We start from the raw sequence: 17,912 nt of genomic DNA on the forward strand, positions 1-17,912 counted from the left end.
TCGGAGGCCCGCTCCATGTTCAACCGCCTGTTGCGCACCGCCTTTGCGCTCACCCTCATCACCACGGCCATCTCCTGCAGCAGCAACGACGACAACTCCGAGGGCTACACGCTGCGCGTCGGCGCGACGTCGGTGACCGGGACTCCCGCGGGTTCGCTGGGCTGGGGCGACAAGCAGGGCATCCTCACCGAACAGCTGAAATCCGCCGGGGTCGGCAAGATCGAGTACTCGTTCTTCCAGTCCGGCAGCGATGTCGCCTCGGCACTGTTCGCCGGCGCCATCGACGTGGCAGCCATCGGCGACAACCCTGCCCTGCGCGCACGCAGCCGCGATCCGAAAGTAGTTCTGCTGTCCCTTGATTCGATCAACGGCGACGCCTGGCTGGTAGGCGCCAAGGGCGGGCCCACCGACATCAAGGGTTTGGTCGGCAAGGACATCACCGCCCCGCAGGGCACCATCCGCGACCGCGCCGCCCGACAGCTCATCGATGCCGCGGGCCTCGACGGCCAGATCCAGGTACGGGACGTGCCGACGCCCGAATCCATCGCCGGGCTGAGTTCCGGCAAGATCGACGCGGCCATCCTGACCGGCGCCAGCGCGGCCGAGCTGGAATCCAAGGGCTTCCCGATCATCGACAGCCTGTCGCGTCACGGATTCGGCAGCACCGGCACCAACATCGCCCTCACCTCGTTCACCGACGCCCATCCGGAGTTCGTCGGCGCCTGGCAGCAGGCGGTCACCGCCGTCAACCGCGACATCACCGAGAACTTCGACGACTACCTGGCATGGGTCGCGAAAACCGATGACACCGACCTGAAGTTCGTCAAAGCATCGACTCAGGCCGACGAGTTCAATACCGAACCGTTCCCGGCTGCCGGTGTGGACCAGCTCGAAGCCGCATACAAGTTCCTCAACGCCGACGGATCCTTCGACAACGAATACTCGGTCCGCGAGTGGGCCGGAGCCAAGTCGTGACCGCAGCCGTCACCATCACCACGGCAGTCCGGTCAGCGGCCACGCCCCCGGAACTCGTCGAGGTCGTCGGCGGTCGCGGTCGGCGAAAAGGCCTGTGGGCGCGCATCCCCCGACCGGTACGCCGGCTGATGAGCCCGGCACTGATCCTGGCGGCGTGGGCGATCGGATCGACGACAGGGCTACTCAACACCGATCTGTTCCCGCCTCCGACCGAGGTGGCGGCCACCGCGTGGCGGCTGCTCGGTGACGGCCAGCTCGCCACCCACGTCGGCGCGTCAGCTATCCGCGTCCTGACCGGCACGGTGCTGGGCATCCTCATCGGCGTCCTGCTCGCGGTCCTGGCCGGACTCACCCGGACCGGCGAGGACCTGCTCGACTGGACCATGCAGATCCTCAAGGCGGTACCGAATTTCGCGCTGACGCCACTGCTGATCATCTGGATGGGTATCGGTGAGGGCCCCAAGATCGTGCTGATAACCACCGGTGTGGCGATAGCGATCTACATCAACACCTATTCGGGTATTCGCGGCGTGGACCGGCAACTCGTCGAGATGGCGCAAACCTTGGAAGCTCCGCGGCGGACACTCATCTCGCAGGTGATCCTGCCCGGGGCGATGCCGAATTTCCTTGTCGGCCTGCGCCTCGGGCTGTCCAGCGCGTGGCTGAGCCTGATCTTCGCGGAGATGATCAACACCACCCAGGGCATCGGCTACCTGATGTCGCGGGCCCAGACCAACCTGCAGTTCGACGTCTCGCTGCTGGTGATCGTCATCTACGCGGTGGCAGGTCTGCTGTCCTACACGCTGGTGCGGGTCTTGGAGCGGCTTCTGCTGTCCTGGCGCAACGGGTTCGAGGGACTCGGAGCGCCGGCATGAGCGCCCGAAGGCGAGCGCGCGTGAGGTTCGCAGCGAGGAACGAGCGAGGACCGGAGCGAGTGGGAGCCGAAGCATGAGCACTGTCGTCGACGTGCACGGCCTCACCCGCGCCTTCGGTGATCAGCAGGTGCTCGAAGATCTCGAACTGCAGATCGAGGACGGCGAATTCGTCGCGATGCTGGGGCGGTCCGGTTCCGGCAAGAGCACCCTGCTGCGCGTGCTGGCCGGCCTCGACGGTCAGGTCACCGGATCGGTGCGGGTCCCCCGCTCCCGGGCGGTGGTGTTCCAGAACCCGCGACTGCTGCCGTGGCGGCGCGCCCTGGCCAACGTGACCTTCGCACTGCCCGACGCCGGACCCGACGCCCCCAGCCGAATCGCACGCGGGCGGTCCGCACTCGACGAGGTGGGCCTGACGGAGAAGACCAAGGCGTGGCCGTTGTCCCTTTCCGGCGGTGAGGCGCAACGCGTTTCACTGGCCCGTGCTCTGGTCCGCGAACCCGACCTGTTGCTGCTCGACGAGCCCTTCGGCGCGCTCGACGCACTGACCCGGCTCAAGATGTACGGGCTGCTCCACGAATTGTGGTCACGCAGACACATGGCCGTTCTGCACGTCACCCACGACGTCGACGAGGCGATCCTGCTGGCCGACCGGGTGGTGGTGCTCTCGGGCGGACGGGTCTCACTGGACCGACGCGTCGAGTTGCCCTTCCCCCGCACCCGCAGCGACGACGGGTTCGACGACCTGCGCCGTGCGCTGCTGGCCGAACTCGGCGTCCGAGAGGAAGTAGGTCATGACCGTTCCCGCTGACCCCGATGCACTGAGCACCGATGTCCTGGTGATCGGCGGCGGCCCCGCAGCGACCTGGGCCGCCATCTCGGCCACGGAATCCGGCTCCCGCGTCATCCTGGTGGACAAGGGCTACTGCGGCACCAGTGGGGCGACCGCCGCCGGCGGCAACAACCTGTGGGCGATCGGACCCGGGCCGCGGCGCGAGGATTCGGTGCGTGAGCGCGAACTGGCCGCCGGCCGGATCACCGACTCCGAGTGGATGTTCCGGGTACTGGCTACCTCGTGGGACCGGCTCGAACACCTCTCCGAGTGGGGCTACCCGTTCCCGGTGGGCGCTGACGGCCGCGAGATGCGCAGCAGCCTGCAGGGCCCCGAGTACATGCGCCGCATGCGCCGCAAGGCCCATCGCAGTGGCGTTCGCATCCTCGATCACCACCCGGCACTGGAGCTGACCGCCGACCCCGACGGCGTCGTCACCGGCGCCACCGGCATCGCACGCCAGGACGGCGGCCGGCCATGGCGGATCACCGCGGGTGCCGTCGTGCTGGCCACCGGCGGAACCGCCTTCCTGTCCGGGACCTTCGGCACCAACGTCGACACCGGCGAAGGTCTCTTGATGGCCGCTGAACACGGAGCACACCTGTCCGGAATGGAGTTCTGCACCGCCTACGCGCTGGCCCCCGAATGGGGCGTGCACACCAAAGGCCGAATGCTGCAGTGGGGCAGCTTCTATGACGAGCACGGCCGCCCGTTCACCACCCAGCGCGGGCTGAGCGGACGCCAGGATGCGCAGCGGGCCCTGGCCCGCGGCGAGCGGGTGTTCGCCAGGCTGGACCGGGCACCCGAAAACATCCGCCAGACCATGCGCGACGCCCAGCCGAACTACTTCCTGCCGCTGGACAAGGCCGGCATCGATCCGTTCACCACCGCCTACCCGATCCGGATGGTGTACGAGGGATCGGTGCGCGGCACCGGCGGCCTCCGGCTCGTCGGGCCCGATTGCGCGACAACGGTTCCCGGGCTGTATGCGGCAGGTGATGCCGCGACCCGTGAGCTCATCACCGGCTCGCTGTCCGGTGGAGGCAGCCGCAACGGCTCGTGGGCGATCGCGTCGGGCACCTTCGCCGGCCGCGGCGCTGCCGAGTTCAGCCGTACCCGGCGGGTACCCGCGGGTGAGCCCGCCACCACCTCCTCGCGCTCCCGCGCGGGTGCCCCCACCGTCGAGGAGGTGGTGGCTGCAGCGCAGTCGCATGTCCTGCCGCCGCAGCGCAGCTACCTGAAATCCGAAGAGCGGCTCCGAGAGTCCGCAGCAGCGCTGGAGGCGGTGTGGCGCGACATCGCCGACGGCTTGGCTCCGGTGCCGGCCCGCGAGGTCTACAAGCAGCGCCAGGCAGTGGCCATGGTGGCCGCGGCCCGCTGGATCACCGCCGCATCCCTGGCCCGGCCAGAAACCCGCGGCCTGCACCGTCGTGAGGATCTGCCCGATTCGGATCACCGCTACGAGCACCGCATCCTGGCCGGCGGCCTGGACCGGGTGTGGACGGCACCTGATCCCGTTGCCCCGCAGCTCATCACCTCGGAGGCAGTCGCGTGATCGAGATCGTCAGCACGACCGCCTGCATCGCGTGCGACCTCTGCATCAGGGTGTGCCCCACCGACGTCTTCGACCGCGGCACTGACGGGGTGCCCGTCATCGCGCGCCAGTCCGACTGCCAGACCTGCTTCATGTGCGAGGCCTACTGCCCCACCGACGCGCTCTACGTCTCGCCGGTCTCCACGCCCGTGGGCGCCGAAAGCCCTCATGCTTCCGAATCCGCGGTCAGCGATGCGGGACTGCTCGGCGGCTACCGGGAGATGGTCGGTTGGGGACGGGGCCGCTCCCCTGGCTCGCGCCTGGACCAGAACCCGGTGCTGACCTCGATCCCGCCACTGGCCGAGCCACGCCTGGGTGCCCCCGCGGTACTGGCGGACGGGCCATGGAACCATTCATGAGGTCTTTGACGCCGGGCCGGCCGCGTCAAAGATTTTGACGATCTTCGTCAGGGACTATTGCCCCATGGGGCGAGGTGGCTTGGATACGCGTCTTGGGTCAATGTGTCTGCCAGAACTTCGTCAAAAGTCTTGACGAGCCCGCCTACAGCTTCTGCACCGGGGCGTGGTTGTGCATCAGCTTGACCCGGCCGGCACTGCCGAAGTCGATCAGTGACATCGCCGATTCGCCCACACCGGAGACTTCCTCGACGCGACCCAGTCCGTACTTGTCGTGGGAGACCCGATCGCCGGGTTCCAGCGTGATCACCGGGCGGTTGCGGGCGGGCGCGGGCCGTGAGGGCGACGGGCGTGGGGTGCCATAGCGGCCGGCGTTACCCACCGGGGCGCTCAGTGACGACGACGGCTGCTCGATGCGCCGCCAGTTGATCAGGTCTTCCGGAATCTCGCGCAGGAACCGCGATTCCGGGTTGAGCATGGGCTGCCCCCACGACGATCGCACCTTGGCCCGCGAGAGATAGAGCCGCTTACGCGCGCGGGTGATGCCGACGTAGGCCAACCGGCGTTCCTCGGACAGCTCGTTCGGATCGCCCAGGGCCCGCATGTGCGGGAACATGCCGTCCTCCCAGCCGGTGACGAACACCGCCGGGAACTCCAGCCCCTTGGCGGTGTGCAGCGTCATCATCGTCACCACGCCCGCACCGTCTTCGGGGATCTCGTCGGCGTCGGCCACCAGCGACACCCGCTCCAGGAACTGGGCCAGCACCCCGGTGTCGGGGATGTCCTCGTCGACCGGCTCACCCTCGCCCTGTTCGGCCAGGGCCCGGGCGTTGGCCAGGTCGGTACTGAATTCGTGTGCGACGCTGACCAATTCGTTGAGGTTGTCCAACCGGGCCAGATCCTGCGGATCGCTGGAGGCCTCCAGCTCACGGCGGTAGCCCGTGCGCTCCAGGACAGCCTCGACCAGATCCCCCAGCTCGTCATCGAGCTTGCCGCGCAGCGAGTCGAGCAGCTGAACGAACGATGCGATGGCCTTCTCCGAACGGGAATTGAGCATCGGCACCCGCCCCTCGGCGGCGGCCTGCAGCGCATCGTTGAAGCTGGCTCCGGTGTTCTCCGCGTACACCGCCACACAGGCCTCGGCCCGGTCGCCGATGCCGCGGCGCGGGGTGTTGAGGATGCGGCGCATGCTCACCGAGTCACCCGGGTTGTCCAGCACCCGCAGGTAGGCGACGATGTCGCGGATCTCGCGGCGCTCGTAGAACCGCACGCCGCCGACGACCTTGTACGGGATGCCGGCGCGGATGAACACCTCTTCCAGCGCGCGCGAGGAGTTGTTGGTGCGGTAGAACACCGCTACGTCCGAATATTTGATGCCTTCACTGTCTGCGAGCGCGTCGATCTCCTCGGCCACGAAGCGGGCCTCGTCGTGCTCGTTGTCGGCCACGTAGCCGACGATCAGCTCGCCCTCGCCTTCCTCGGTCCACAGCCGCTTCTCGCGGCGGCCGGTGTTGCGGGCGATCACCGAGTTGGCCGCGTTCAGGATGGTCTGGGTGGAGCGGTAGTTCTGCTCCAGCAGGATCGTCGTCGCGTCCGGGTAGTCGCGCTCGAAATCCTCGATGTTGCGGATCGTCGCACCGCGGAACGCGTAGATGGACTGGTCGGCGTCACCCACCACGCACAGTTCCGATGCCGCCACCCCGTCGTTCTCGTCGAGGTGATGGCCCACCAATTCGCGCACCAGCACGTACTGCGCGTGGTTGGTGTCCTGGTACTCGTCGACCAGGATGTGGCGGAACCGGCGGCGGTAGTACTGGGCGATCTGCGGGAAGGCCTGCAGGATCCCGACCGTCTCACCGATCAGATCGTCGAAGTCCAGCGCATTGGCCGCGCGCAGCCTGCGCTGGTACTCGCCGTAGACCTGGGCGATGATGCCGGCCATCTCCTCGGCGGCCTCCGACGCCTCGGCCGCCGCCTGCTCCGGACCGATCAGCTCGTTCTTGAGGTTGGAGATACCGTTGGCCAGCAGCCGCGGCGAGTACCGCTTGGTGTCCAGCCCCATGTCCTTGCCGATCATCATCAGCAGACGCCGGGAATCGTCGGAGTCGTAGATCGAGAAGTTGGAGTTCAGCCCCGGCAGCAGCGAGGCCTGGTTGCGCAGGATCCGCACGCACGTGGAGTGGAACGTGGACACCCACATGTTGCGCGCTCTGGGGCCCACCAGCTGAACCACGCGCTCGCGCATCTCGGCGGCGGCCTTGTTGGTGAATGTGATGGCCAGGATCTGCCCGACCCCGACGTCACGAGCGGCCAGCAGGTAGGCGATACGCCTGGTCAGCACGGCCGTCTTACCCGACCCAGCGCCCGCGACGATCAACAGCGGCGACCCCTCGTGCAGCACCGCTTGGCGCTGCTGGGGGTTCAGGCCGTCGAGGAGTTCATCAACATCTGCGGCAGCTGGGGAGGCGACGGGGGAAGTGGTCATCTTGCGTTCAAACTTACCGCTGAGCGGGGACAGTTTTGCGCTGGCACGGGCCGACTGGGACTATCAGGCTGTGCCTGAGATCGATGACCTGCGTCGGGAGATCGACGAACTCGACGCCACCATCCTCGCCGCAGTCCAGCGCCGCGCCGAGGTCTCCAAGCTGATCGGTAAGGCCCGGATGGCCTCCGGCGGTACCCGCCTGGTGCACAGTCGCGAAATGCAGGTCATCGAGCGCTACAGCGTGCTCGGCCCCGAGGGCAAGGACCTGGCCATCCTGCTGCTGCAGCTGGGGCGCGGCCGCCTGGGCCACTAGGCCTATCGGCCCGCAGGCTTCGCGGGCGCTCTGAGCGAGTCCAGCAGCCACGGCGCCAGCCACTGCACCGCCTCTGACGTCGGGTGTACGCCGTCGCTGCGCATCTTCACCCCGTTGATCTTCGCGGTGTACTTGCCGTCCGGATTGAGCTTGGCGTTGAAATCCAGCACCGACACATTCGGCCGTTGCCCGGTCACCGTCCGCAGCAGGGTGTTCCAAGCCTGCACCCGGCCCGGCTGATCCTCCGGATACAGCGTCCCGTCCGACCGCTCACCGCGCCGGTTGTACGGGGCCGTGGTCACCACCACGTGCGCTCCGGTCGAGCTGAGAATGTCGAGCGCACGCTGAAGCTCGCCTTTGAGATAGGTGTCGTAGGCGTCGTTGCCGATGTGGGTCCACCGGCCCTGCCAGGTACGGTCGACGACTTCCCAGCGTCCGATCATCAGCAGCACGGTGTCCGGCCGGTCATGCGCGATGCGCTGCGCCCAGCGCTCCGGCCAGGAGTCGCACTCGGGCTTCTGATTCAGCGTCTCGCCCGCCGACCGGTACGGGCCACCACGGGCGACGCCGCAACCGATCGTCGTGTAGTCGCTGAAGTGGAATCCCGGGGTGGGAGGCAGATAACGCATCAATGTCCAGGCCACCGAATCACCGAACACCGCGACGGTGCGGGTACCGGGCGGCAGCGCAGGCGGCGGTCCCACCGCGACGGCCCGCTCCGCCCCGACGTCCTGTTCGGACGCCGCCGCGGCCATCACGTCCGGGCCCGCCGGACGGGTCGGGACGCCGACCGGGACGACCGTCATCGTCACCACCGCGGCGGTGGCCACCGTGGCCGCGGACAGTCGCAGCATCGGGACGTGCTGCGGGCGCCAGTGCCGGACCGGCTGCTCGATCGCCCACCACGACACCCACGACACCGCGATCGTCACCGCGCACCGCAGCGCCAGCAGTGACCAGCCCTGCAGGCCGGTGCGCTCGCCGTTGAGGATCTGGAAGATCGGCCAGTGCCAGAGGTAGACGCCGTAGGAGATAACGCCGAGGGTGACGAGCGGGTACCAGGCCAGGATGCGGGCGACGTAGCCGTCCTGATCCAGCGCGACCGGGGCGACGACCAGAACCGCGCCCAGGGCCACCACGATCAGCAAGCCGTGGTGGAACTCGTCGGCGCTGCCGGTCGCCAGGTGTGCGGCCGCCGCCAGCACGGCGACCCCGATCACCGGCAGGATCCAGGCGATCCAGCGTCGCCACCGGGCCCGGATCAACGTGCCCGACATCGTCAGCGACGACCAGTCGCGCACCAACAGCGCCGCCGCCGCCGCGCCTACCAACAGCGCCTGGGCCCGGGTGTCGGTGCCGAAGTACACGCGGTTGAGGTCTGCGGCATCGCCGGACAGCCAGATCGACGCCACTGCCGAGCCGACGACTCCGAGCACTGCCAGCCCGAACACCACCGCCCGAACCGCGCCCGTCGAGCGGCGGCGCACCAGCAGCGCGGCGGCCAGCACCAGCAGCGGCCAGATCACGTAGTACTGCTCTTCGACCGCCAGGGACCAGGTGTGCTGCAACGGCGACGGAGCACTGCCCTGACTGAAGTAGTCGGTGTCGGTGGCGACGAACATCCAGTTCGCCATCCAGAAGAACGCCGCGACCGCGTCCTCGCGAAGCGAGGTGACCGCATCCGAGGAAAACAAGGGCCGGGCGATCACCACTGCCAAGGTCATCAGCACCATGGCGGGCAACAGGCGTTTGGCGCGGCGGATCCAGAAGCCCTTGAGATCGATGCGCTCGGTGCGGCGGTACTCGTCGAGCAGCAGTGAGGTGATCAGGAATCCGCTGAGTACGAAAAAGACGTCGACGCCGATGAAACCGCCGGCCACCCCGGGCACTCCGCCGTGGCCGGCCAACACCAGGGCCACGGCGATCGCGCGGATGCCGTCGAGTGCCGGGATGTCACGCCGAATGGAGGCACGACGACGCCGGCTGGCAGCACGGACTGGCGCCGCAGTCACGTCATGCCCTCCCGTCTTGGCGTCCGAGCCCCAGAGTTTAGGGGGGATCGGGCGCCGAGTCGGGAAGGCGCGACGGAGCGCTAACGGGTTAGCGCAATATATTTCGTGTCGAGGTACTCCTCGATGCCCTCGGTGCCACCCTCACGGCCGAAGCCGGATTCCTTGATGCCGCCGAACGGTGCCGCCGCATCCGAGATGACACCGCGGTTCACGCCGACCATGCCGGACTCAATGCCCTCGGCCACTCGCAACGCGCGGTCCAGCGACTGCGTGTAAACGTAAGCAGCCAAGCCGTATTCGGTGTTGTTGGCGGCGGCCACACCCTCTTCCTCGGTGTCGAACCCGGTGATCGGGGCGACCGGACCGAAGACCTCCTCCTTGAGGATGCGGGCATCGGCCGGCACATCGGCCAGCACCGTGGCCGGGTAGAAGTTGCCCGGCCCGTCCGGCGCGACGCCGCCGACCGCGACAGTCGCCCCGCGGGAGACCGCATCGGAGACGAGTTCGGTGACGGTGGAGACCTGCTTGGAGTTGATCAGCGGGCCCAACGTCGACGACGGGTCGATGCCCTTGCCGAGGGTGAACTCGCTCATCCGCTTGACGAGCTTCTCGGTGAACTCCTCGCGCACCGAGTTGGCCACGTGGAAGCGGTTGGCGGCGGTGCAGGCCTCACCGCCGTTGCGCATCTTGGCCAGGATCGCGCCGTCGACCGCCGCGTCGACGTCGGCATCGTCGAACACGATGAAGGGGGCGTTGCCACCCAGCTCCATCGACGTGCGGAGCAGCTTGTCGGCGGACTGCTTGACCAGTGCCTTGCCCACGCCGGTCGAGCCGGTGAAGGTGAGTTTGCGAAGGCGGCCGTCGTCGATCAGCGCGGTGCTCACCGCACCCGGGTTGCTGGTCGGGAGCACCGAGAGCACGCCCTTGGGCAGGCCGGCCTCATCCATCAGCTTGGCCAGCAGCAGCATGGTCAGCGGGGTTTCCTGCGCGGGCTTGACGATCATGGTGCAGCCCGCTGCGAACGCCGGCCCCATCTTGCGAGTCCCCATGGCCAGCGGGAAGTTCCACGGCGTGATGGCGAAACACGGGCCAACGGCCTGCTTGGTGACGAGGATGCGGCCGGTGCCGGCCGGAGCCGGGGTGTAGCGGCCTGCGATGCGCACCGCCTCCTCGGAGAACCAGCGGAAGAACTCGGCGCCGTAGGCGACCTCGCCCTTGCTCTCGGCGAGCACCTTGCCCATCTCCAGGGTCATCAGTGCCGCGATGTCGTCGGCACGCTCGGTGATCTTCTCGAACACCGACCGAAGGATCTCGCCTCTCTTACGCGGTGCCGTCGCAGCCCATTCGGCCTGGACCGCACACGCGGCGTCCAGTGCGGCGACGGCATCGGCGGCGGTCGCGTCGGCCACCGTGGCCAACACCTGATCGTCGCTGGGGTCCAGCACATTGAACGTCGATGCGGCCTGGCGTTCCTCACCACCGATCCAAAGACCCGTGGGCACGGATGAAATCAAGTCTTCAATGGCCATACATCCATCATGTACACCTTCGCTCCGCGCCCCGCATTAAGGTCGACAGAATGAGTGCTGACATCACCGCAACCCCCGCATGGCAGGCATTGTCGAAGCACTACGACGAGATCGGCGACATTCATCTCACGGAGCTTTTCGCCGAGGATCCGAACCGCGGGACCGAGCTGGTGCTGACCGTCGGTGACCTCTACATCGACTACAGCAAGCACCGGGTCACCCGCCGGACCCTGGAACTGCTGGCCGATCTGGCCCGCGCCGCCGGGTTGGAGACCCGCCGCGACGCGATGTTCGCCGGTGAGCACATCAACACCTCCGAGGATCGCGCGGTGCTGCACACCGCGCTGCGGTTGCCTGCCGACGCGACGTTGACCGTCGACGGCCAGAACGTGGTGGCCGACGTCCACGAGGTGCTCGATCGCATGGGCGGGTTCACCGACCGGCTGCGCAGCGGCGAGTGGGCCGGCGCCACCGGCGAGCGGATCAAGACTGTCGTCAACATCGGCATCGGCGGTTCGGATCTGGGTCCGGTGATGGTGTACGACGCGTTGCGCCACTACGCCGACGCCGGTATCAGCGCCCGCTTCGTATCCAACGTCGACCCGGCGGACCTGGTGGCGACGCTGGCCGATCTGGACCCGGCCACAACGCTTTTCATCGTCGCGTCCAAGACGTTCTCCACTCTCGAGACGCTGACAAACGCGACGGCGGCGCGTCGCTGGCTGGTCGAGGCGCTCGGCGAGGACGCGGTGGCCAAACATTTCGTGGCAGTGTCCACCAACGCCGAACTGGTGCAGGAGTTCGGCATCGACACCGACAACATGTTCGGGTTCTGGGACTGGGTGGGCGGCCGGTACTCGGTGGACTCGGCGATCGGGCTGTCGGTGATGGCCGTGATCGGCCGTGAGCGGTTCGCCGAATTCCTGTCCGGTTTCCATCTGGTCGACGAGCACTTCCGCACCGCGCCGCTCGGCGAGAACGCTCCCGCGCTGCTCGGACTTATCGGTCTCTGGTACTCGAATTTCTTTGGCGCGCAGTCGCGTGCGGTGCTGCCCTACTCGAACGATCTGTCCCGGTTCGCGGCCTATCTGCAGCAGCTGACGATGGAGTCCAACGGCAAGTCGGTGCAAGCCGACGGCACCGCAGTCACAACCGAGACCGGCGAGATCTTCTGGGGCGAGCCGGGAACCAACGGCCAGCACGCGTTCTATCAGCTGCTGCACCAGGGCACCCGGCTGGTGCCTGCCGACTTCATCGGCTTCTCCCAGCCCACCGACGATCTGCCCACCGCGGACGGCACGGGCAGCATGCACGATCTGCTGATGAGCAACTTCTTCGCCCAGACCCAGGTGCTGGCGTTCGGAAGAGATGCGGCGGATATTGCCCGGGATCTTCCAGCGGGCACGTCGGCCTCCGTCGTGCCGCACAAGGTCATGCCCGGAAACCGACCGACGACGTCAATCCTGGCAACCAGGTTGACGCCGTCGGTCGTGGGCCAGCTCATCGCCCTCTACGAACACCAGGTGTTCACCGAAGGAGTGGTGTGGGGGATCGACTCCTTCGATCAATGGGGCGTCGAGCTGGGCAAGACCCAGGCCAAGGCGCTGCTGCCGGTGATCACCGAATCGGAATCACCGGGCAAGCAGTCGGATTCGTCGACCGATGCGCTCGTGCGGCGTTACCGCGTCGAGCGCGGGCGCTCGGCCTAACAGCGCGGACGGTCTGCCCAGGTCTCGCTTACGGACTCAGTTACGGTCCGGGGATTGTCGCGCAACCCACGTTCGGGATACAGCCACTGGCACCACCCGGGCCTGCCGTACCGCCGGGGCCACCCGGAATCGCGCCGGTAGCGCCGCCAGGGCCCGCGGTCCCGCCGGGACCACCGGGAATCACGCCGGTAGCGCCGCCGGGGCCGGCCGCTCCACCGGGACCACCGGGGATCACGCCGCTGGCGCCACCCGGACCTGCCGTGCCGCCAGGACCACCCGGAATCGCGCCGGTAGCGCCACCGGGGCTGGCCGTGCCCGTATCGGCGCACGCCGTTCCGTCGGCATTCACACACGGCGGCGGGGGCGGCGGGTCAGCCAGGCCGATCGGAGCCAGTGCGACGGCCCCAGCCGCAGCGCCTGCAAAGAACATCGAGGCAATCAGTCTTGAGGTCATGAAGGTGGGCTACCCAGGTTCACCCGGTTCCGAAACACGGTGCCGAATCGCGGCACCGGATCCGGCTGCTGAACCACGGCGCGTAGATCTGCGCCCGCTGCCTGGCGTGTCGCGCGGCGCCCAAGAATGCTGGTTCCGGTGTAGACCCCCGTTGACTAGGCGAAACGTTTGGTGTACTTCGGCGGTAGCAACCGCATCACCTGAGTAAGCGGGGCCCACGGCCAGCGCGGCACCACGGCCCGGCCCTTCTCCTTCTCGATGGCCTCGACCATCGCGCGGACGCCGGTCTCGTTGTCGACCATCAGCATGGTGGTCGCCGACTTGGCCGTCATCTCCGACTCGATGTAGCCCGGCTCGATCACGGTCACCCGGATGGGGCCCTTGTCGTACTCGGCGCGCAACGACTCGCCCAGCGAGGTCATCCCCGCCTTGGAAGCGCAGTAGGCGGCCTTACCTCCGGGCACACCGGTGTTACCCAGCACCGACGAGATCAGCACCAGGTGACCGCTGCCGGACTTCTTGAACATCTCCAGCGCCGTCTCGATCTGCACCAGACCGGCGATCAGGTTGGTTTCGATGGTCGCCTTGTTCGCCCACGGCTTGCCCTCGCCCAGCGGCCAGCCCTTGCCGATGCCGGCGTTGACGATCACGCGATCGATGCCGCCGAGTTCCTCGGACAGCTCGCCGAACACCCGCGGCACGGCCTCGTGGTCGTTGACGTCCAGTGCGGCGACCGCGACCTTGACGTAGGGGTGCCGGTCGGCCAGCTCGGCCTTGAGCTCATCGAGCCGCTCGGTGCGGCGGGCACACAGCGCCAGGTCACGGCCCTTCGCCGCGAACTGCCGGGCCATGCCCGCGCCCAGTCCGGAGCTGGCACCGGTGATGAGGATCTTCTGACGGGTCATCGCTGCAGGATAACCGAGTTAGACAACTGTGATAAATGCGGACCGCTACTTGAGCAATCGGGACATCCGCCGGTCGGCGAGCACCTTGCCGCCGGTCTGGCATGTCGGGCAGTACTGGAACGACTTGTCGGCGAAAGACACCTCCCGCACGGTGTCCCCGCACACCGGGCACGGCAGTCCGGTGCGGGCGTGCACGCGAAGACCGGACCGCTTCTCCCCCTTGAGCGTCGCGGCCTGCTGCCCCACCGAGCGCGACACCGCATCGGTGAGCACCGAGACCATGGCGTCGTGCAACGCACCGAGTTGCGCATCGGTCAGCTTGCCCGCGGTGGCGAACGGCGAGAGTTTGGCCACGTGCAGAATCTCGTCGCTGTAGGCATTGCCGATCCCGGCGATCACCTTCTGATCGGTGATCACCGTCTTGATCCGTCCGCCCTGCCCGGCCAACACACCCGCCAGCCCGGCCGAATCCAGCGACAGCGCATCGGGTCCCAAGGCGGCGATCTGCGGGACGTCGAGAGGATCGGCGACCACCCACACCGCCAACCGCTTCTGGGTTCCGGCCTCGGTCAGGTCGAAACCGACCCCCTCCCCGAGATGCACGCGCAGCGCGATCGGCCCCTTGCCCGGCTTGAGCGGCGTCGTCGCCAACTTGTCCGACCAACGCAACCAGCCCGCCCTCGACAGATGCGTGATCAGGTGCCACTGGCCGACTTCCAACCCGAGGTACTTGCCCCAGCGGTTCGCACCGGTGACGGTCTGGCCGTGCAACGCCGTCGTCGCCGGATCGAACGTCTTGAGCACCGACAACGCGGCCACGTCGATCCGGGTGACCACACGGCCGGTCGCATTCCGGCGCAGATGATCGGCCAGCGCCTCGACTTCGGGCAGTTCAGGCATGGCTCCAGTGTGTCAGCGAAACGCCGAGCATGCTGTAGACATGTCCGACCGGCCCGCTCCCACGGCGACCAACCCGCTGCGGAACATCTTCGTGATCAACAGCGTGCCGCGCCGGTGGCCGTTCGCGCTGCGCGCCGGAATCTGCATGGCTGTACCCGTTCTGGTGGGCTGGCTGGCCGGCGACACCACGGCCGGATTGATCGCCACCATCGGCGGATTCACCTCGTTGTACGGCAGCGGCCGCCCGTACCTGAATCGCGGCGCGTACCTCGGCGTGGTCGCAGTGTGCTTCGCCGTCGCGGTGGCCCTCGGCGACTGGGCGTCGTCGGCGCCGTGGCTGGGCGTGCTGACCGTGACGATGATCGCCGCGGTGGCCACCCTGGTCTGCCATGCCCTGAGCGTCGGGCCGCCCGGCGCCTACATGGTGGTGCTGGCCTGCGCAGCCGGCACCGGAACGCCGGCGACACTGCACCTCAGCCCGGGCCATCACGCCGCGCTGGTCCTCGCCGGCGGTGCGTTCGCCTGGCTGGTGCACATGTCCGGCGCGCTGTTCCGGCCCCGCGGTCCGGAGAAGGCAGCGGTGGCCGCGGCTGCCGCCGCCGTCGTGGCCTACATCGAGACCCCCTCGGCCGACACGCGACACCGTGCGGCGCTCCTGCTCCACACCGCGTGGGTCAACCTGGTCACCTATCAACCGGTACAACCCAAACCGGACCAGACGCTGTACCGGCTGCGGGTCGTCAACCGCCGGCTGCACGTGCTGTTCGCCGAAGCCATGCGGGCCGCCGAAGCCGGTGTGCCGCTGACCTATGACGGCGCGGCCCTGGCCCGTCACCTGGCCACCGTGCCCGCCGATGCGATCACCGATGAGCATGGCGCCGAAGGAGTTCCACTCGGCAGGCCCAGCATCGTGCAACTGCTGCGCCGGGCGATGACGCCGGGCTCGGTGTCACTGCAACTGACGGTGCGGGTCGGCATCGCGGTCGCGATCTCGGGCGTGATCGCCGTGCTGATCTCGCAGGCCCTGACGATGACCCACGCGTACTGGGCGATGGCCGCCGCGGTGCTGATGCTGCATCAGGGATTCGACTGGCAGCGCACGGTGGCCCGCGGCGTCGAACGGACGCTGGGCACCTGGCTCGGGCTCGGCGTGGCCGGTGCGATCCTGGCGCTGCACCCGCAGGGCCTGTGGCTGGCCCTGGTGATCGGGGCGCTGCAATTCGTCATCGAGATGTACGTGGTGCGCAACTACACGCTGGCCGTCGTATTCATCACGCCCGCCGCACTCACCATCGCCTCCGGCGGCCAACCCGTCGACAACCTCGGTGAACTGCTGCTCACCCGCGGCAGCGACACCCTGATCGGCTGCGCGGTGGCCCTGGCCGTCTACTGGGCGACCCAGCGTCTGCGCCGCCCGACCGGCCTGCGCACCGCGATCGCCGCCACGCTAGATGCGGTCACCAACACCCTGCCCCACCTGGCCGCGGACGACGCCACCTCCCCGGCCGCCCGCACCGATCGTCGCGATCTGCAATTGCGGGCCATGGAATTGCTGCCGGCCTACGACGGGAGTGTCGGCGGATCGGTCACGCAACGCGTTGGGGCCGAACGTATGTGGCCGACAGTGGTCGCCACCGAACAACTCGCGTACCGCACGCTGGCGGCATGCTGGGGCGCCGAGCGTGACGGAGATACCGATGCCGGCGCCGTGGCGGCCGCGGACACCGCGGCCGCGCTGGCCGAACAGGCGTCCGCGCTACGCGAGGGCCTTGACGAACGACAGTAGCCAGCTCACCAACGACAGCACGATGGCCGCCCAGATGGCGGTCCACCAGAACTGGTCGATGTGCAGACCCCAGTGGGTGGTGTGGTCGGTGATCCACGACGTGATCCACAGCATCAGCGCGTTGATCACGATGTGGATCAGGCCGAGCGTGAGGATGTACAGCGGGATCGACAGGATCTGAACGATCGGCTTGACGAACGCGTTGACCAGACCGAAGATCACCGCGACGACGAAGATGATGCCGACCCTGGCGATGGTCGTGTCACCTCCGATGAAGTAGATCCCCGGCACGATGAGAGTGACCACCCAGAGCGCGAATCCGGTTATCGCTGCGCGCAGCACAAATGAGCCCATGGCGGTCTAGTCTGCCGAGCGCAGCAGGTATGTGTCCATGATCCAGCCATGGCGCGTTCTGGCTTCGGCACGCGCGGCAACGATGTCGTCGCCGATCTCACCGACCGTGCCCGCGTAGAGCAGCTCGTCGGGCGTGCCCAGGTAGGCGCCCCACCAGATCCGGGTCTGCGGCGGGCACTGCTGGAATGAGCAGTCGGCGTCGAGCATCACCACGGCGCTTCCGGTCAGCCCGTGCTCGCGCAACTGGCGCCCGGTGGTGATCAGCACCGGTTCGCCGACGTCGTTGAGCGGAATCCGATGCCGTGCCGTCAGGACCTGGATCGCGGTGATGCCGGGGATGACGTCGTAATCGAATTCGACGTGCTCGCCCACCATCTCCAGGATCCGCAGGGTGCTGTCGTACAGCGACGGATCCCCCCAGGCCAGAAAGGCCCCGACGCCGTCGGGGCCGAGTTCGGTCTCGATGGCCGCCGCCCAGATCCGGGCCCGTTCGGCATGCCAGTCCGCGACCACCTGGCGGTAGCCGGGTGCGTCGCCGGCCGCGGCGCGCGGCGGGTCGACCAACTCGACGAAGCGGTAGCCGGGCTGGGCGATGAAGCGATCGCAGATCAGCTTGCGCACCGCGACCAGATCGTCTGCCGCGCCGCGACGAGGACCCTTGTCCATCGCGAAGAACACCTGCGTGTCGTTCAGCGCGGAAACAGCCTGGGCCGTGACGAAGTCCGGATCACCGGCCCCGATTCCGATGACATGGATGCGACGCACCGTCGAAGGTTAACCGAACCGAAACCAGGTACCCCAAGTATCCGGTACCCGGGGTATTGACATCGCGCATT

Annotated in this window: 16 protein-coding genes; 8 read left to right on the forward strand and 8 right to left on the reverse strand. The window is 68.0% G+C overall.

Translation table 11 applies throughout. From position 1 onward, the window contains the following. Positions 1-15 precede the first annotated feature (15 nt). From EH231_RS16005 to EH231_RS16025, 5 genes are all read left to right on the forward strand, one after another. Positions 16-975 (forward strand): ABC transporter substrate-binding protein, encoded by a 960-nt coding sequence (locus tag EH231_RS16005; RefSeq protein ID WP_090427242.1) that lies wholly within the window; start codon positions 16-18, stop codon positions 973-975. Continuing rightward, complete coding sequence (locus tag EH231_RS16010) at positions 954-1,850, forward strand: ABC transporter permease subunit (protein ID WP_124712761.1); 897 nt, start codon at positions 954-956, stop codon at positions 1,848-1,850. Before EH231_RS16005 ends, EH231_RS16010 begins: the two co-directional genes overlap by 22 nt. Positions 1,851-1,923: 73 nt before the next feature. Continuing rightward, a complete protein-coding gene (locus EH231_RS16015; protein ID WP_090427237.1) occupies positions 1,924-2,658 on the forward strand; it encodes an ABC transporter ATP-binding protein in 735 nt (244 codons plus the stop codon). Then, entirely contained in the window at positions 2,642-4,234 is a 1,593-nt protein-coding gene (locus tag EH231_RS16020; protein WP_124712762.1) for an FAD-dependent oxidoreductase, read from the forward strand. Before EH231_RS16015 ends, EH231_RS16020 begins: the two co-directional genes overlap by 17 nt. Next, the gene (locus EH231_RS16025) at positions 4,231-4,632 is read left to right on the forward strand and encodes a 4Fe-4S dicluster domain-containing protein (RefSeq protein ID WP_124712763.1); all 402 of its coding nucleotides are present in this window, start codon (positions 4,231-4,233) and stop codon (positions 4,630-4,632) included. The genes EH231_RS16020 and EH231_RS16025 overlap by 4 nt, the downstream gene beginning before the upstream one ends. A 142-nt stretch (positions 4,633-4,774) precedes the next feature. Here EH231_RS16025 and pcrA read toward each other — a convergent pair whose 3' ends face one another. Beyond that, positions 4,775-7,114: a DNA helicase PcrA gene (gene pcrA, locus EH231_RS16030; RefSeq protein WP_124712764.1), complete on the reverse strand. Its 2,340-nt coding sequence runs from the start codon at positions 7,112-7,114 to the stop codon at positions 4,775-4,777. A gap of 19 nt (positions 7,115-7,133) precedes the next feature. On the opposite strand from pcrA, the gene EH231_RS16035 reads away from it, so the two are divergent. Beyond that, complete coding sequence (locus EH231_RS16035; RefSeq protein WP_407939459.1) at positions 7,134-7,427, forward strand: chorismate mutase; 294 nt, start codon at positions 7,134-7,136, stop codon at positions 7,425-7,427. Between the two features lie 2 nt (positions 7,428-7,429). Here the strand turns inward: EH231_RS16035 and EH231_RS16040 are convergent, their stop codons facing one another. Both EH231_RS16040 and EH231_RS16045 read right to left on the reverse strand, forming a co-directional pair. Then, positions 7,430-9,439, reverse strand: coding sequence for an SGNH/GDSL hydrolase family protein (locus tag EH231_RS16040; RefSeq protein ID WP_090427226.1), 2,010 nt, complete (start codon positions 9,437-9,439; stop codon positions 7,430-7,432). 80 nt (positions 9,440-9,519) lie between these two features. Next, a complete protein-coding gene (locus tag EH231_RS16045) occupies positions 9,520-10,968 on the reverse strand; it encodes an NAD-dependent succinate-semialdehyde dehydrogenase (protein ID WP_090427224.1) in 1,449 nt (482 codons plus the stop codon). A gap of 50 nt (positions 10,969-11,018) precedes the next feature. Here EH231_RS16045 and pgi point away from each other — a divergent pair, with 50 nt between their 5' ends. Continuing rightward, positions 11,019-12,677 carry a glucose-6-phosphate isomerase gene (gene pgi / locus EH231_RS16050; RefSeq protein WP_090427221.1) on the forward strand — a complete coding sequence of 553 codons (1,659 nt, stop codon included), beginning with the start codon at positions 11,019-11,021 and terminating at the stop codon, positions 12,675-12,677. 40 nt (positions 12,678-12,717) lie between these two features. Here the strand turns inward: pgi and EH231_RS16055 are convergent, their stop codons facing one another. From EH231_RS16055 to EH231_RS16065, 3 genes are all read right to left on the reverse strand, one after another. Further along, positions 12,718-13,131: a hypothetical protein gene (locus EH231_RS16055; RefSeq protein ID WP_241178041.1), complete on the reverse strand. Its 414-nt coding sequence runs from the start codon at positions 13,129-13,131 to the stop codon at positions 12,718-12,720. A gap of 155 nt (positions 13,132-13,286) precedes the next feature. Further along, the gene (locus tag EH231_RS16060; protein ID WP_044520156.1) at positions 13,287-14,036 is read right to left on the reverse strand and encodes an SDR family oxidoreductase; all 750 of its coding nucleotides are present in this window, start codon (positions 14,034-14,036) and stop codon (positions 13,287-13,289) included. 45 nt (positions 14,037-14,081) lie between these two features. Beyond that, on the reverse strand, positions 14,082-14,936 hold the full coding sequence (locus EH231_RS16065) for an Fpg/Nei family DNA glycosylase (protein ID WP_090427216.1): 855 nt from the start codon (positions 14,934-14,936) through the stop codon (positions 14,082-14,084). Positions 14,937-14,976: 40 nt separating this feature from the next. Here EH231_RS16065 and EH231_RS16070 point away from each other — a divergent pair, with 40 nt between their 5' ends. After that, entirely contained in the window at positions 14,977-16,722 is a 1,746-nt protein-coding gene (locus tag EH231_RS16070; protein WP_090427213.1) for an FUSC family protein, read from the forward strand. On the opposite strand, the gene EH231_RS16075 is transcribed toward EH231_RS16070, so the two are convergent. Continuing rightward, positions 16,693-17,076: a phage holin family protein gene (locus EH231_RS16075; protein ID WP_090427210.1), complete on the reverse strand. Its 384-nt coding sequence runs from the start codon at positions 17,074-17,076 to the stop codon at positions 16,693-16,695. The genes EH231_RS16070 and EH231_RS16075 overlap by 30 nt on opposite strands. A gap of 6 nt (positions 17,077-17,082) precedes the next feature. Continuing rightward, positions 17,083-17,841 carry a precorrin-6A synthase (deacetylating) gene (cobF, locus tag EH231_RS16080; protein WP_090427207.1) on the reverse strand — a complete coding sequence of 253 codons (759 nt, stop codon included), beginning with the start codon at positions 17,839-17,841 and terminating at the stop codon, positions 17,083-17,085. Positions 17,842-17,912: the final 71 nt, after the last annotated feature.

It is taken from the genome of Mycolicibacterium nivoides (genome assembly GCF_003855255.1).
GTDB classification, from domain to species: domain Bacteria; phylum Actinomycetota; class Actinomycetes; order Mycobacteriales; family Mycobacteriaceae; genus Mycobacterium; species Mycobacterium nivoides.

Coding starts and splice junctions, on each gene's coding strand:
- pgi (WP_090427221.1), top strand. CDS start 11,019: ATGAGTGCTGACATCACCGCAACCCCCGCATGGCAGGCATTGTCGAAG.
- EH231_RS16015 (WP_090427237.1), top strand. CDS start 1,924: ATGAGCACTGTCGTCGACGTGCACGGCCTCACCCGCGCCTTCGGTGAT.
- EH231_RS16055 (WP_241178041.1), bottom strand. CDS start 13,131: ATGACCTCAAGACTGATTGCCTCGATGTTCTTTGCAGGCGCTGCGGCT.
- EH231_RS16065 (WP_090427216.1), bottom strand. CDS start 14,936: ATGCCTGAACTGCCCGAAGTCGAGGCGCTGGCCGATCATCTGCGCCGG.
- EH231_RS16075 (WP_090427210.1), bottom strand. CDS start 17,076: ATGGGCTCATTTGTGCTGCGCGCAGCGATAACCGGATTCGCGCTCTGG.
- EH231_RS16060 (WP_044520156.1), bottom strand. CDS start 14,036: ATGACCCGTCAGAAGATCCTCATCACCGGTGCCAGCTCCGGACTGGGC.
- EH231_RS16005 (WP_090427242.1), top strand. CDS start 16: ATGTTCAACCGCCTGTTGCGCACCGCCTTTGCGCTCACCCTCATCACC.
- EH231_RS16070 (WP_090427213.1), top strand. CDS start 14,977: ATGTCCGACCGGCCCGCTCCCACGGCGACCAACCCGCTGCGGAACATC.
- pcrA (WP_124712764.1), bottom strand. CDS start 7,114: ATGACCACTTCCCCCGTCGCCTCCCCAGCTGCCGCAGATGTTGATGAA.
- EH231_RS16045 (WP_090427224.1), bottom strand. CDS start 10,968: ATGGCCATTGAAGACTTGATTTCATCCGTGCCCACGGGTCTTTGGATC.
- EH231_RS16020 (WP_124712762.1), top strand. CDS start 2,642: ATGACCGTTCCCGCTGACCCCGATGCACTGAGCACCGATGTCCTGGTG.